A 14609-nucleotide genomic window follows, 5' to 3' on the forward strand; every position below is an offset into this window, starting at 1 on the left:
ATCAGTCAGGTATGCAAACGCGCCGGCAGGCCGGCCAGGAACAAGTCAGGCGCGCCAACGCCAGCGGGCCAGGGCCTTGATGACTTTCATCCAGAGTTTGCGAGTGACCACCACGATGGCGTTTCCAGAATGGGATTGAGCAGCGTCGGGCAACGTTATCTCAGCGGCGGAACCTAGGCAACCGGGAATTAGCTTGCGCAGATCGTCGATCACCAGTGCCGGCGATTCCTCGGCAATCGGTCGGCCGTGGTTGTAGCCATAACTCAGTGCCACGCATTTGACCCCCGCCGCTTTCGCCGCCAACACGTCGCTGCGCGAGTCGCCGACAAACAGCGACTGCGAGGCCGGGATGTTGGCCATTTTCATCACAAAGAACAGCGCCGCCGGGTCAGGCTTCTTCTGCGGCAAGGTATCGCCGCCGATGATCCACTTGAAGTAGCGGCCGATCTTCATTTGATCGAGCAGCGGCGCGACGAAGCGCTCCGGCTTGTTGGTGATCAGCGCCATGACCACGCCCTGCTTTTGCAGCCACTTGAGGGTGTCGCGCACGCCGGGATAGACCACGGTCAGCTCATGGCTCGCACCGTAGGCGTCCATGAATACTTCCAGCGCGTGCTCGGCCTCGACGTCATCCACCGCCGAATGATCGATGCCACCGGCCAAGGCGCGGCGCACCAGGACCGGCGCGCCGTTACCCACCCACTCGCGCACCGAATCGATGCCCGCCGGTTGACGGCCGAGGGAGAGCAGCATGGTGTCCACCGCGGCTGCCAGGTCCGGAACCGAGTCGATCAGTGTGCCATCCAGATCGAACATCACCAGCCGTGGCAGTTTCCCCGGGAACAGCTGCTCAAACCCACTCATGGGCGAGCCAGCGCCAGTTCGGAACGCATCTTGTCGATGACTTCCTGATAGTTCGGCGCATTGAAGATCGCCGAGCCGGCAACAAAGGTGTCAGCGCCAGCAGCGGCGATTTCGCGGATGTTGTTGACGTTGACGCCGCCGTCGATTTCCAGACGGATGTCGCGGCCCGACGCATCGATGATCGCCCGCGCTTCGCGCAGTTTGTCGAGGGTGCCGGGAATGAACTTCTGCCCGCCGAAGCCCGGGTTGACGCTCATCAGCAAGACCATGTCGACCTTGTCGATCACGTACTTGAGCACGTCCAGCGGGGTCGCCGGGTTGAACACCAGACCGGATTTGCAACCGCCTTCACGGATCAGCTGCAGCGAGCGATCGACGTGCAGCGTGGCTTCCGGGTGGAAGGTGATGTAGGTGGCACCGGCCTCGATGAAGTCGCCAACGATGCGATCCACCGGGCTGACCATCAGGTGTGCGTCGATCGGCGCGGTGACGCCGTACTTGCGCAATGCCGCGCAAACCATCGGACCGATGGTCAGGTTTGGCACGTAGTGGTTGTCCATGACGTCGAAGTGGACAAAGTCGGCGCCAGCGGCGAGAACGTTGTCTACTTCCTCGCCGAGGCGGGCGAAGTCGGCGGAGAGAATCGACGGAGCAATAACGAAGGGCTGCATGACGCACCTTTTCTGAGCTAAATCACGATGGCGCGCATTGTATACCTCAAGTTTCCGCGCGCGCACCGTGACCGCGATGATTGGGTTGTGCCATGACGGATGACCAGCGCTGACTCAATACGCCGCGCGGTAAATCTTCTCGATGTCGACAGCGCTGAGTTTGCGCGGGTTGTTGCGCATCAGCCGCTCGATCCCCGCTGCCTCCACGGCCATCGCCGGGATCGCCTCTTCCGGCACACCGAAACTGCGCAGGCCGGCAGGGATTTCCACCGCCACACATAAATCGGTCATCGCCTGCACGGCTTTGTCTGCTGCTTCGGCTGCACTCAGATGAGCAGTCTTCACCCCCATGGCTTCGGCAATATCCTGCATGCGTTCGACGCAGGCCATCTTGTTCCAGGTCATGACATACGGCAGCAGCAAGGCATTGCTGACGCCATGGGCAATGTTGAATCGCCCGCCCAGCGGATACGCCAGCGCATGCACCGCGCCGACCCCGGCATTGCCGAATGCCATGCCGGCCATCAGGCTGGCGGTGGCCATGTCTTCCCGGGCTTGCAGGTTGGCACCGTTGGCATAAGCCTTGGGCAGCGCGTTGGCGATCAGTTTGATAGCGCCGATGGCCAGCGAGTCGGTGATCGGCGAGGCGTTGACCGACAGATAGGATTCGATCGCGTGCACCAAGGCGTCGACGCCACTCGCAGCGGTGACGCTGCGCGGACAGGTCAGGGTCATCTGCGGGCTGACCAGCGCCACGTCCGGTAATAGAAAGTCGCTGACGATGCCTTTCTTCAGTTGCGCGACTTTGTCGGAAAGGATGGCGACATTGGTCACTTCCGAACCGGTGCCGGCGGTGGTCGGGATGGCGATCAGCGGCGGGCCCTTGCGTGGCACTTGGTCGACACCGAACAGGTCTTCCAGCGCACCGTGATAACCGGCGTACGCGGCAACACTTTTGGCGATGTCGATGGCACTGCCGCCACCGAGGCCGATCAAGCCGTCATGCCCGCCTTCGCGGTAAACGCGCATGCAGTCTTCGACGATGGCGATTTCCGGGTCCGGCAGTACGCGGTCGAAGATCTCGTAGTCACGACCGCCCAATTGGCACAGCGCCAGCTCCACGGTGCCGGACTTGACCAGCGCGGCGTCGGTGACGATCAGTGGGTTGTCGATATCCAGACGCGTGAGTTCGGCGGCCAGTTGTTCGATGGCGGCGGCGCCGGTGATCAGTTTGTGAGCGATTTTGAACTGGGACAGACTCATCGTGCGCAGCCTCTTATAGATGTGGGAGCTGGGCACAAGATTAGCTGGGGATTTGGGGTTGTCTGCTATTCAGGTGGTGAATGACCGCGCGAACCCTTTGAACGACTTCCCCCTGTAGGAGCTGCCGAAGGCTGCGATCTTTTGATCTTGATCTAAAAGCAAAATCAACAGATCACAGCCTTCGGCAGCTCCTACAGAGGACGATTCGGTTCCGGCAGGGGGCTGGGTTCAGACCTGGGCGGTGCGCAGTTTCTCGCTACGCCCGCGCAGCCACTCCAGGGTCAGCAGCAAAATGACGGAAAAGGCAATCAGCAACGTAGCAGCAGCCGCAATGGTCGGGCTGAGGTTTTCGCGAATTCCGCTGAACATCTGCCGTGGCAGCGTCGCCTGCTCAGGCCCGGCAAGAAACAGTGTCACCACCACTTCATCAAACGAAGTCGCAAAGGCAAACAGCGCCCCGGAAATCACCCCCGGCGCAATCAGCGGCAAGGTCACCCGGCGGAACGCGGTCAGTGGCGAAGCACCGAGACTCGCCGCCGCCCGCACCAGATTGTGGTTAAACCCCTGCAATGTCGCCGACACCGTGATGATCACAAACGGCACACCCAGCACCGCATGCACGACGATCAGCGAAAAGAAGCTATTGCCCAAGCCCAACGGCGCGAAGAACAGATAGCTCGCCACACCAATGATCACCACCGGCACCACCATCGGCGAGATCACCAACGCCATTACCAAGGATTTGCCAGGGAAGTCGCCACGGGTCAGGCCAATCGCCGCCAGCGTGCCGAAGACCATCGCAAGCACCGTTGCCGCCGGAGCGACGATGATGCTGTTCTTCAGCGCGCGCATCCATTCCGCCGAGGCGAAAAAGTCGTGATACCACTGCAGCGAAAAGCCCTGCAGCGGATAGACCAGAAAACTCCCGGAGTTGAACGACAACGGAATAATCACCAGCACCGGCAGAATCAGGAACAACAGAATCAGGCCGCAGAGGATCCGCAGGCTGTAGAACCACACCCGTTCAATAGGCGACATGTAAGGACTCAGCATTTCGAATTCCCCTTAGCTCAGGCGCAGGCGACTGGCGCCGACCAGCCAGCTGTAAATCAGATAAAGCACCACGGTCGCCAGCAGCAACAGCCCGCCCAGTGCGGTGGCCATGCCCCAGTTGATGCTGGTGTTGGTGTAGAAGGCGACGAAGTAACTGACCATTTGATCGTTCGGACTGCCGAGCAGCGCCGGGGTGATGTAGTAGCCGATGGCGAGGATGAACACCAACAGGCAACCGGCGCCGACACCGGCATAGGTCTGCGGGAAGTACACCCGCCAGAAACTGGCAAACGGATGGCAACCAAGGGAAATCGCCGCGCGCATGTAAGTCGGCGAGATGCCTTTCATTACGCTGTAGATCGGCAGGATCATGAACGGCAGCAGGATGTGCACCATCGAGATGTACACACCGGTGCGATTGAACACCAGTTCCAGCGGTTTATCGATGATGCCCATGGCCATCAGCGCGCTGTTGATCAGGCCGCCCGACTGCAGCAACACGATCCACGCCGCCACGCGTACCAGAATCGAGGTCCAGAACGGCAGCAGCACCAGAATCATCAGCAGGTTGCTTTGCCGCGATGGCAGGTTCGCCAGCAGGTAAGCCAGTGGATACGCGAGCAGCAGGCAGATCACGGTGATGACCAGACCCATCCAGAAGGTGCGGGCGAAGATGTCGAGGTAGATCGCCTGATCCGGGGTCGCCGGAGCGATTTCGCCGAGGTCGTCGATACGGTGATCGACCGCTGCCAGCAAGTAGTACGGGGTGATGCTGCTGGTGTTGCGTTTGACCGCTTGCCAGTAGGCCGGATCGCCCCAACGCTCATCGAGACCTTCGAGGGCTTCTTTATAAGAGGCCGGTTCGCTGGCGAAGGGCAGCGCCCGGGCGGTTTTGGTCAGCAGGCTGCGATAGCCGGCCAACTCCATGTTCAAGCGCTTGGACAGATCGCCCAGCGTCTGGTTTTTGCGGGCTTCGGCGAGATCTTCGCCGGCAGCCTTGTAGACCGGTTCAGCGGGCAGGCCACGGCCGTCCCAACTGGCGATGGCCGCCACGGTGCGCGGCATGCCGCCGACCACTTCGGGGTTGCCGACGCTTTTGTAGAGCAGCGCCACGATCGGCACCAGAAACACCAGCAACAGAAACAGCACCAGCGGCGCAATCAACGCCTGCGCCTTCCAGCGGTTGACCCGCTCGGCGTGCTTGAGCTTCTGCTTCAAGGTGGGGCTGTTGCCCTCGTTCAGGGGAACGGCGATGGCCATGACGTACTCCGCAAATCTTTGATCGTGACAGAGGTGGTGAACCACCGCTGTTGTGTTGAAACACAGCTACCTGTGGGAGCGAGCCTGCTCGCGAAGAGGCCAGCACGTTCAACATCTATGCTGGCTGATCTACCGCTTTCGCGAGCAGGCTCGCTCCCACAGGGGTGGGCAAGCCCACCCTCACCAGGTTCTGCTTATTTCGCCGCCCAGGAGTTGAAGCGCTGCTCCAGTTGCTCGCCGTTGTCAGCCCAGAAGCTGACGTCGATCTGCACCTGGTTGGCGATGTTTTCCGGGGTGGTCGGCATGTCTTTCAGAACATCCTTGGCCAGCAGCGGTACGGCTTGGGTGTTAGCCGGGCCGTAAGCGATGTTTTCCGAGTAGGTCTTCTGCTGCTGCGGCTGTACCGAGAAGGCGATGAATTTCTTCGCCGCTTCCGCGCGCTTGGCGTCCAGACCTTTCGGGATAGCCCAGGCGTCGAAGTCGTAGATGCCGCCGTTCCACACCACTTTCAGGTTGGATTCTTTCTGCACGGCAGCGATGCGACCGTTGTAAGCCGAGCTCATGACCACGTCACCGGAAGCGAGATACTGCGGCGGTTGCGCGCCGGCTTCCCACCATTGAATGCTTGGTTTCAACTCATCGAGCTTCTTGAACGCACGGTCCTGACCGTCCTTGCCGGCCAGCACTTTGTAGACGTCTTTCGGCGCCACACCATCGGCCATCAGAGCGAATTCGAGGGTGTACTTGGCGCCCTTACGCAGGCCACGTTTACCCGGGAATTTCTTGGTGTCCCAGAAATCCGCCCAGCTGGTTGGTGCGGTTTTCAGCTTGTCGGCGTTGTAAGCCAGTACGGTCGACCAGACGAAGAAACCCACGCCGCACGGCTGGATTGCGCCTTTGACGTAGTCTTCAGTCTTGCCGAACAGTGCCGGGTCGAGTTGTTCGAACATGTCTTCGTCGCAACCACGGGACAGCTCTGGCGATTCAACTTCGACCAGATCCCATGACACGCTCTTGGTGTCGACCATGGCTTTGACCTTGGCCATTTCGCCGTTGTATTCGCCGGCAACGATCTTGCCGTTGCCCGCCGCTTCCCACGGTGCATAGAAGGCTTTGACTTGCGCCGCCTTGTTCGCCCCGCCAAACGACACCACGGTCAAATCCGGGCCGGCGGCCATCGCGCTGGCCGCACCCATCAGGCCCAGGGTCAGGGCGGTGAACTTCAGGGATCTCAACATTTATTGTTCTCTCCACGTGCAGGGTTGGTGTTGGTATTGCCGGGGCGATTAATGCGCCTCTAGAAGTGGATCAAGCGCGCGAACGTGCTCGACCTGCCAGCCAAGCGGAACCACGTCACCGACCGCGAGCGCTGGATCGAGCTCGGCAATCGGTTGTTTCACGAAGAAGTCGGTCTTGCCGCAGACTTCCAGGCGCACCCGGACGTGGTCGCCCAGATAGATGAATTCCGCCACCCTCCCTGAGAAGCGGTTAACGCATTGATCGCTGGATCCGTTGAGGCTGACGCGCTCCGGACGGATCGACAGGGTCACCGGTTCGCCGGCCTGACCGACATTGACCGCCAGCGCCTCGACTTTTTCGCCACGGCCCAACTCGACCACGCAGCGCTCGCCGCTCTGGCTGAGCAGGCGACCGTTAAGGCGGTTGTTCTCGCCGATAAAGTTGGCGACGAAGGTGTTTTTCGGTTCTTCGTAAAGGGTCCGCGGCGGGGCGATCTGCTGGATTTCGCCTTGATGGAATACCGCCACGCGGTCGGACATGGTCAGCGCTTCACCCTGATCGTGAGTCACGTAGACCACGGTCACACCGAGGCGCTGGTGCAGGTGTTTGATTTCCATCTGCATGTGTTCACGCAGTTGTTTGTCGAGGGCACCGAGGGGTTCGTCCATCAGCACCAGTTGCGGTTCGAACACCAGCGCGCGGGCCAGCGCCACACGCTGTTGCTGACCACCGGACAACTGCGCCGGATAGCGCGAGGCGAACGCGTCGAGCTGAACCATGCTGAGGACTTTCTTCACGCGGTCACTGACGTCGCTTTTGTTCAGGCCACGGACGGTCAGCGGGAATGCGAGGTTTTCCGCGACAGTCATGTGCGGGAACAGCGCGTAGTTCTGGAACACCATGCCGATGTCACGTTTGTGCGGCGGCACGTTGTTGATCGAGCGCCCGGCCAGCAGGATTTCACCGGCGGTCGGCGTTTCGAAACCGGCGAGCATCATCAGGCTGGTGGTCTTGCCGGAACCGGATGGCCCGAGCAAGGTGAGGAACTCGCCTTTGCGAATGTCCAGGTTGAGGTCTTTGACGATCAGGTTCTCGCCGTCGTAGCTCTTCTGCACTCCACGAAAGCTGACCAGCACATCGCTGGCCCCTGCGTTTGTTTCGACCTGGCTCATACCCACACCTTTGTTGTTGATGACTGCTTGTGGATTAAGCCTAGTGGTTGCTGACAGGCACGCAAATCGGGGCGCAGGAGAGAATCGCCTCAGCCGGATGGAAGGTTGGGGGTAGGGATTGCCCTACAGGGATGGCGCGCATTGGCAAGCGAGCTACGAGCGCCAGGCTGCAAGCCGCAAGAACAAGCAAAAGCGCCTGTCGCTAACAGATATGCCCACACCCCCCCTCTGTAGGAGCTGCCGAAGGCTGCGATCTTTTGACCTTGTTTTTTAAGATCTAGATCAAAAGATCGCAGCCTTCGGCAGCTCCTACAGGGGATCGCGTTCAGGTCAGAGGAGTTTGTGTTCCATCGCGTATTTGACCAGTTCGGCCAGCGAGGTGATGTTGAGCTTCTGCATCAACCGCGCCTTGTGGGTGCTGATGGTCTTGCTGCTCAGGGCCAGTTGCTGGGCGATGTCGTTGACGTTGGCGCCCTGTGCCAGGCGCTCGAACACCGAGAACTCGCGTTCGGACAGCAACGAATGCAGCGGCCGCGCATCGGTCAGGCCGACTTCGAAGACCATGCGGTCAGCCAGATCCGGATCAATGTAACGCCCACCCGCCGCGACTTTGCGAATGGCGGTGAGCAACAGCGCCGGATCGCTGTCCTTGGTCGCATACCCGGCTGCGCCGACCTTCAGCGCCCGCGCGGCCATCTGCGCTTCGTCGTGCATCGACAGCACCAGAATCGCTGGCGGATTGTTTAACGCCCGGATCCGAGGTATCGCTTCAAGTCCGTTGACGCCGGGCATGGAGATGTCGAGCAAGACCACTTCGCACGGCACGTTGCGCAGGGTCTCGAGCAATTGCTCACCATTGCTCGCCTCGCCCACCACTTGCAGATCCTTGGCGAGGCCGATCAATTGCTTGATGCCTTCGCGGACGATGGTGTGGTCTTCGGCTACCAGTACACGGATCACTTGCACTCTCCTCGGTTGTTGTTTTAAGAGCAAAAGATCGCAGCCTTCGGCAGCACCTACAGGGGAACGCGATCAATGTAGGAGCTGCCGAAGGCTGCGATGTTTTAGCGATCTACCGGCACCCACACTTTAAGGCTGGTGCCCTCCCCCGGCTCACTCTCCAGCGTCAACCGCCCGCCCATGATCAGCACCCGTTCGCGCATGCCCACCAGACCAAACGAAGTCGGCCGGCCGGCAGCGGGGACAAATCCTACGCCATCATCACTGACCGTCAGACACAATTCATCGCCCTCGAGCGCCAGCGTCAGTTCCACAGTATGCGCCTGGGCATGGCGCATCACATTGGTCAGCGCCTCCTGCAGGATCCGGAACAGGCCAATCGCCTTGGCATCACTGAGCGCCGGCAGATTGTCCGGCACTTGCACCAGACACGGGATCTGCGTACGCGCCTCAAAGCGCCGCGCCTGCCACTCGATCGCCGAGGCAATCCCGGCATCGAGAATCGGCGGTCGCAGCGCCGTCGCCACATCGCGCACCAATTGAAACAACTGGGCGATCAGGCGCTTCATGCTGTTCAACCGTTCGTTCAGACCGGGATCGAGTTGCGCGTAAGCCAATTCGCACATCGACGTCTCCAGCTTCAGCACGGTCAACATCTGCCCCAGTTCATCGTGCACTTCGCGGGCGATGCGCGCCTTCTCTTCCTCACGCACGCTTTCAAGGTGCGCCGACAGTTCGCGCAGTTGCTCACGGGAGGCCGCCAGCTCCAGTTCGATACGCTTGCTCTCGGAGATGTCCCAGACGATGCCGTCCCAGACGTAAGCGCCATCCTCCAGTTGCCGGGTGATCGCCTTGATCTCGGCCCAGCGCTGCTCGCCCTGCCGCGTGAGGATCCGGCCTTGCCATGACCAGTCACTGTCGGTGTCCAGCGCCTGATCCTGGGTGCGGTGATAGCTGGCCTTGTCGTCGGGATGCACGAGGCTGCGCAGGCCTATGTCGCGATGGGCAATGGTGGCCGGGGCGTAACCGACCAGACTTTCGCTGCCCTCGCTGATGTAGGCAAAGTCGATCTGCCCGGTCACCGGCGCCCGCTCCAGCCGGAACACCAGCCCCGGCACGTTGGCGGCGATACCTTGCAGACGTGCCTCGCTTTCCTGCAACGCCGCCAATGCGCGTCGACGCTCGGTCACATCGGTGAGGTAAACCACCAGGTATTCGCTGTCGCGAAAGCGCAGAAAACTCAGTGACACGTCCGCCGGCAGAACACTGCCGTCGGCGCGCACGCAACTGGTTTCGAAACTCAGCGGCCCTTCTTCGCTGGCCCGCGCGCGCTTCCACAGATTGAGCCAGCGGTCCATGTGCAGACCCGGCTCGAAGTCGATCAATGGCCGCTCGATCAGTCCGCCGGAGGGATAGCCGAGCATGACTTCCGCCGCGCGATTGGCGTAGCGCACATGGCTGTCCCAGTTGACCCAGAGGATACCGACGGTACTTTGATCGATGGAGAACTGCGTCAACCGCAGCGCTTCTTCGCTGGCCGCGCGCAAGGCGATGTCTTCCCTGGCAGCCAGTAATCGCTGCTCAAGGCTGTGCTGTTGGCGGCGTTGCCAGAACACGATTGCGACACAACTGAACAGCATCACCGCAAACAACAGACTGAGGTTCTGCCAGAAGCCGGGCGACTCGGACAGTCGCGGGTATTTCGGTTGCAGCCATTGGTTGTGCAGCTGCTCCAGATCCTTGGCCGGGATCGCGCGCAAGGCACTTTGCACGATGCCGGCCAGCTCCGGCCAATCGCGCCGCGAGCCGACGCGCAGCAGTTGCGGCAGGCCGATATCGCCGACCACCACCAGTTCGGCGAACTCCGGCTCTACCGATAACCTTCCGAGTTGCGCCTCATCGACCACGGCGTAGGCGGCCTGCTGCGTCAACAGCAACTGCAAGGCCTGACGCTCCAGCGGCACGCCTTGCAGGTTCAGATGCGGAAAGTTGCTACGCAGATAGTCTGCAGTGCTGCTGGGCATGCGCACGGCGACGCGGACCTGGCTGTCGAGCTTCTCCAGATCGACCACGCCACTGGACTTCTGATCACTGACCACCAGTTGCGGCACGCGCATGTAAGGATCGGAAAACTGCCACAGGCGCAGTGCACTCGGAGTCTGGCTAAGGCCCGGAGCGATATCGATCTCGCCCTCGCGCGCGGCGGTTTCCAGTTGTGCAAGATCCTGGAAGTTACGCCAGCTCAGTTCGACATTGAGCGTCTTGGCCAACAACTTCATCAGCTCGACGTTAGCCCCGGACAGCCGCTGCAGGCGCCGGTCGTATTGTGCATACGGTGCTTGCAACACCAGACCGACGCGCAATTCATTGTGCTGCGCCAGCCATTGCTGCTGGCTCGCCGACAATTGCGCAACATGCGCCGGCGGCGCAGGCGCCGCCCAGCCCATCAAGGGAAACCACAAACAGCCGATAACCCACAGGCAGCAAAATCGCTTCATTGAAGTCTCGTACACTGACAAATTCTGACCAACCCATTAGGCTGCCGGGATACTTTCTGGCCTGGAATAACCGATGCCCTCTGTTTACCGCCTGGCAATGCCAGCATTGTGCCTGTCGCTGCTCCTGCCTTGTGCGTTTTCCGTCAACGCTGCCGACCCCGTCCCTGCGGTGGAAAAACCGGCGGAAGAAAAACCGGCCGAACGCCAGCCACTGCTTGAGCGTAGTCAGGAAGAGGCCGCCGCACTGGAACGTAAAGTCCCGGCGCAAGAACAGCAACAGTTGCAGGCCGGCAGCGACACCTTCCTTGCCCTGTGGAAACCGGCCAACACCGCCGAGCCCAAAGGCGCGGTGATCATCATCCCCGGCGCCGGCGAAACCGCAGACTGGCCGCAGGCAATCGGCCCATTGCGACGCAAACTGCCGGATGCAAAGTGGAGCAGCCTGAGTATCACCCTGCCCGACCTGCAAAGCGATGCCATCGCTCCGCGCGTGATCGAGCCCGTTGCCGCGCCGAAAGCACCGGAAAGCGGCAGCAAGGACGCCACCACCGCGCAGCCGATCGAGCAGGCAGCCGGTGGCGAAGCCGAAGTGGCGGATCAAGTGGTCGCCGAAACCACTGAAGAACAATCCAAGGCTGACGCCGAACGCATCTTCGCGCGCATCGACGCCGCGATTGCCTACGCCGAGCAGCAGAGCGCACGCAGCATTGTCGTGCTCGGACACGGCACTGGCGCCTATTGGGCCGCGCGCTACCTGAGCGAGAAACAAACGGCGCAGGTGGAGAAATTCGTCATGGTCGATGCGCAGATGCCAGCCAAGGCCAAGCCGCCCCTGGCCGAGCTGACGCCGACACTGAAGCTGCCGACGGCGGATATCTTCTACATGGACAAGCCGCTGGATCGCAACGCCGCACTGGAGCGCATGCAGGCGAGCAAGCGTTTGAAGACCTCGGCGTTCAGCCAGGTTGCGCTAAAGGCTTTGCCGGATAACAAGGCTGAGCAGGAACAGTTATTCCGCCGGGTGCGTGGCTGGTTGAATCCACAGAACACAGACTGATAAAAGCAAAAGATCGCAGCCTTCGGCAGCTCCTACAGGGAAATGCATTCCAAGGCAGGAGCTGCCGAAGGCTGCGATCTTTTAATCTTCAGCGGTTAGCGAAAATCCCGCCGCTCACGAATCAACGTGTAGGCAGTGTGCAGCTCCCGGGTTTTCTCGGTCGCTTCACGCACCTGCGCTGGCGTCGCTCCCGTGCCGGCAATCTTGTCCGGATGATGGCGACTGAGCAGGCGCCGATAGGCCCGTTTGATCTGCGCCGGTTCACTGGACGCCGACACGCCCAATACACGCATCGCCTCCTGATAGCTCACCGCAGCGCTGACGATCGGTCGTTTGCCCGGCTCGTAATCACCGGCTAGCGCCTGCACTTGATGCGGCGTCCAGCCCAGCCATTTGCCCCACTGCGCCAACAATTCACGCTCGCTGACGCCGGCGCGACCATCGGCCCAGACCATCCGCCAACACGCCCGCAAGACACCTTCGGCCGCGTGGGGTTGTGCGCTCAGACGCCGCAGATAGCCGCGCAGATTGTCATTTCCAGACTTGCCACGGTTAAACGCCGCAATGGCACGGCGCGTTGCCGGCTCACTCATTTCCAGCGCACGCATCTCGTTACGCGCCTGCTGGATATGCCCGTCGGTAACCCGCCCGTCACTCTTGGCCAGACGCCCGAGCAACACAAACAGCAGTTCGTCGTTGCGCAGCATCGGCCGCCCGCCGAGTTTTTCCCGCAGATGTCCAAAGCTTTGCAGGTTCAGACGCCGATCCAGCGCCTGCCCCAACAACGCACCAAGCATGGCCCCCGGAATGCTGGCGATCGCAAAACCCGCTCCGGCTCCAATCAGAGTCCCTGGCCACAACATGTCAGCGACTCGCTTCTATCAATGCTTCAGCTTCGGCCAGACGCTCGTGCGTACCGACGTCCACCCAGTGACCTTTCAGACGTTCGCCGCTCACTTCGCCAGCCGCCATAGCGTCGCGCAGCAGTGGTGCCAGTTTGAACGCACCGTCGGAGCAACCATCGAACAGCTGCGGATGCAGCACAGCAATGCCGCTGTAGGTCAGGGTTGCAGCATCAGGCTGGCCATCGATCACCTGACCGTCGGCCAATGTGAAATCGCCTTTGGGGTGATGCGCCGGGTTGTCTGCCAGCACCAGATGCGCCAAACCGTTAATCGGCTGGTGCAGGACGCTGAAGTCGTAATCGGTCCAGATATCACCGTTGACCACCAGGAACGCATCGTCGCCGAGCAACGGCAGCGCCCGGAAAATCCCGCCGCCGGTTTCCAGTGGCTCACCTTCCGGCGAATACTGAATGCTCACGCCAAACTGCGAACCATCACCCAGATAATCCTCGATCTGTTGACCGAGCCAGGCGTGGTTGATCACGATCTCGTTGAATCCTGCGGCCGCGAGGGCGCGCAGGTGATACTCGATCAATGGCACGCCACCCGCACGTACCAGGGGTTTCGGCGTGGTCAGGGTCAGCGGGCGCATACGCTCGCCTTTGCCTGCCGCCAGAATCATTGCCTTCATGCTGTTGCTCCACCCCGCAGGCTGGTAAATAGCACTTGCAACCCGGCCAGTTCAGGACGACGCGCAATCACCGCCTCTATATAAGAGAAGAACCGCGGCACGTCAGCGAGGTAGCGCGGCTTGCCGTCGCGGTGGCAGATGCGCGCGAAGATGCCGATGACTTTCAGATGACGCTGCACGCCCATCAGGTCGCTGGCACGCAGGAAGTCTTCGAAATCCGGCTGTACCGGAATGTTCAATGCCGAGGCTTGTTGCCAGTAGCTTTGCAGCCAGCCGCGCACGCGTTCTTCGGGCCAACTGAGGAAGGCGTCCTTGAACAGGCAGGTCACGTCGTAAGTCACCGGGCCGTAGACCGCATCCTGGAAATCCAGCACGCCAGGGTTCGGCTCGCTGAGCATCAGGTTGCGGGGCATGTAGTCGCGGTGCACCAGCACTTTGGGTTGAGCGAGTGCGCTATCGATCAGCAGATCGCTGACCTGCTGCCACTGCTGTTGCTGAGTCGAATCAAATTCGACACCGAGTTCACGCTTCACATACCACTCAGGGAACAGTTCCAGCTCACGGCGCAGCAGTGCAACGTCGTAGCTGGGCAACGGCGCGACCATCGGCAACTGCTGAAAAGCCAACAGCGCTTGCAGGGCGTCGCCGAACAATGCGTCGGCATTTTCGCCATCGATCACGTCGAGATAGGTCTGGTTGCCCAGGTCATTGAGCAAAAGAAATCCGCGCTCGAGGTCCTCGGCATAAATTTTCGGCACATTTATTCCGGATTTCGCCAGCAAAAAAGCGATATCCACGAACGGTTTGCAGTTTTCCTGGGGTGGCGGAGCGTCCATTACGACGAAGCTGCGACCCTCGCCCTCCCAGCGGAAGTAACGGCGGAAACTCGCGTCGCTGCTGGCCGCGGTCAACGTGGCCGGGGGCACGGGGCCCCAGCCTTGATCTGCAAACAGGATTGCCAACTGCTCATCGAGCCAAACTTTCAGGTGTTGCAAGCGTACATCTTGGTCAGGCATTGCAAGGGTCTCCGACGGCG

At 60.9% G+C, this 14609-nt stretch carries 13 protein-coding genes; 1 reads left to right on the forward strand and 12 read right to left on the reverse strand.

The features are described from left to right. Positions 1–45 precede the first annotated feature (45 nt). The 9 genes from BK670_RS25720 to BK670_RS25765 form a co-directional block, all read right to left on the reverse strand. Positions 46–864 (reverse strand): phosphoglycolate phosphatase, encoded by an 819-nt coding sequence (locus BK670_RS25720; protein ID WP_123453997.1) that lies wholly within the window; start codon positions 862–864, stop codon positions 46–48. Then, positions 861–1535, reverse strand: a complete 675-nt coding sequence (gene rpe / locus BK670_RS25725; protein WP_007918813.1) for a ribulose-phosphate 3-epimerase — start codon at positions 1533–1535, stop codon at positions 861–863. Before rpe ends, BK670_RS25720 begins: the two co-directional genes overlap by 4 nt. Before the next feature lie 114 nt (positions 1536–1649). Continuing rightward, entirely contained in the window at positions 1650–2798 is a 1149-nt protein-coding gene (locus tag BK670_RS25730; protein ID WP_123453999.1) for an iron-containing alcohol dehydrogenase, read from the reverse strand. Between the two features lie 228 nt (positions 2799–3026). Further along, positions 3027–3851, reverse strand: coding sequence for an ABC transporter permease (locus BK670_RS25735; RefSeq protein ID WP_016985352.1), 825 nt, complete (start codon positions 3849–3851; stop codon positions 3027–3029). Between the two features lie 12 nt (positions 3852–3863). Next, a complete protein-coding gene (locus tag BK670_RS25740; protein ID WP_123454002.1) occupies positions 3864–5111 on the reverse strand; it encodes an ABC transporter permease in 1248 nt (415 codons plus the stop codon). Between the two features lie 194 nt (positions 5112–5305). Continuing rightward, positions 5306–6349: an ABC transporter substrate-binding protein gene (locus BK670_RS25745; RefSeq protein WP_123454004.1), complete on the reverse strand. Its 1044-nt coding sequence runs from the start codon at positions 6347–6349 to the stop codon at positions 5306–5308. 48 nt (positions 6350–6397) lie between these two features. Next, positions 6398–7522, reverse strand: coding sequence for an ABC transporter ATP-binding protein (locus BK670_RS25750; RefSeq protein ID WP_123454006.1), 1125 nt, complete (start codon positions 7520–7522; stop codon positions 6398–6400). A gap of 330 nt (positions 7523–7852) precedes the next feature. After that, entirely contained in the window at positions 7853–8482 is a 630-nt protein-coding gene (locus BK670_RS25760; protein WP_093441901.1) for a response regulator, read from the reverse strand. A gap of 104 nt (positions 8483–8586) precedes the next feature. Continuing rightward, on the reverse strand, positions 8587–10980 hold the full coding sequence (locus BK670_RS25765) for a PAS domain-containing sensor histidine kinase (protein ID WP_123454008.1): 2394 nt from the start codon (positions 10978–10980) through the stop codon (positions 8587–8589). A 73-nt stretch (positions 10981–11053) separates the two neighbouring features. On the opposite strand from BK670_RS25765, the gene BK670_RS25770 reads away from it, so the two are divergent. Continuing rightward, positions 11054–12037, forward strand: a complete 984-nt coding sequence (locus BK670_RS25770; RefSeq protein ID WP_123454010.1) for an alpha/beta hydrolase family protein — start codon at positions 11054–11056, stop codon at positions 12035–12037. A gap of 95 nt (positions 12038–12132) precedes the next feature. On the opposite strand, the gene BK670_RS25775 is transcribed toward BK670_RS25770, so the two are convergent. Genes BK670_RS25775 through BK670_RS25785 form a run of 3 tightly spaced genes read right to left on the reverse strand, consistent with a single transcriptional unit; the run spans position 12133 to position 14589 of the window. Further along, positions 12133–12900: a TerB family tellurite resistance protein gene (locus tag BK670_RS25775; RefSeq protein ID WP_123454012.1), complete on the reverse strand. Its 768-nt coding sequence runs from the start codon at positions 12898–12900 to the stop codon at positions 12133–12135. Between the two features lies 1 nt (position 12901). After that, positions 12902–13573 (reverse strand): N-acetylmuramate alpha-1-phosphate uridylyltransferase MurU, encoded by a 672-nt coding sequence (gene murU / locus BK670_RS25780; protein ID WP_123454014.1) that lies wholly within the window; start codon positions 13571–13573, stop codon positions 12902–12904. Beyond that, positions 13570–14589 (reverse strand): aminoglycoside phosphotransferase family protein, encoded by a 1020-nt coding sequence (locus tag BK670_RS25785; protein WP_123454016.1) that lies wholly within the window; start codon positions 14587–14589, stop codon positions 13570–13572. The genes murU and BK670_RS25785 overlap by 4 nt, the downstream gene beginning before the upstream one ends. Between the last annotated feature and the right edge of the window lie 20 nt (positions 14590–14609).

The organism is Pseudomonas fluorescens, from assembly GCF_003732425.1.
Taxonomy (GTDB): domain Bacteria; phylum Pseudomonadota; class Gammaproteobacteria; order Pseudomonadales; family Pseudomonadaceae; genus Aquipseudomonas; species Aquipseudomonas fluorescens_BE.

Coding starts and splice junctions, on each gene's coding strand:
- BK670_RS25720 (WP_123453997.1), bottom strand. CDS start 864: ATGAGTGGGTTTGAGCAGCTGTTCCCGGGGAAACTGCCACGGCTGGTG.
- rpe (WP_007918813.1), bottom strand. CDS start 1,535: ATGCAGCCCTTCGTTATTGCTCCGTCGATTCTCTCCGCCGACTTCGCC.
- BK670_RS25730 (WP_123453999.1), bottom strand. CDS start 2,798: ATGAGTCTGTCCCAGTTCAAAATCGCTCACAAACTGATCACCGGCGCC.
- BK670_RS25735 (WP_016985352.1), bottom strand. CDS start 3,851: ATGCTGAGTCCTTACATGTCGCCTATTGAACGGGTGTGGTTCTACAGC.
- BK670_RS25740 (WP_123454002.1), bottom strand. CDS start 5,111: ATGGCCATCGCCGTTCCCCTGAACGAGGGCAACAGCCCCACCTTGAAG.
- BK670_RS25745 (WP_123454004.1), bottom strand. CDS start 6,349: ATGTTGAGATCCCTGAAGTTCACCGCCCTGACCCTGGGCCTGATGGGT.
- BK670_RS25750 (WP_123454006.1), bottom strand. CDS start 7,522: ATGAGCCAGGTCGAAACAAACGCAGGGGCCAGCGATGTGCTGGTCAGC.
- BK670_RS25765 (WP_123454008.1), bottom strand. CDS start 10,980: ATGAAGCGATTTTGCTGCCTGTGGGTTATCGGCTGTTTGTGGTTTCCC.
- BK670_RS25770 (WP_123454010.1), top strand. CDS start 11,054: ATGCCCTCTGTTTACCGCCTGGCAATGCCAGCATTGTGCCTGTCGCTG.
- BK670_RS25775 (WP_123454012.1), bottom strand. CDS start 12,900: ATGTTGTGGCCAGGGACTCTGATTGGAGCCGGAGCGGGTTTTGCGATC.
- murU (WP_123454014.1), bottom strand. CDS start 13,573: ATGAAGGCAATGATTCTGGCGGCAGGCAAAGGCGAGCGTATGCGCCCG.
- BK670_RS25785 (WP_123454016.1), bottom strand. CDS start 14,589: ATGCCTGACCAAGATGTACGCTTGCAACACCTGAAAGTTTGGCTCGAT.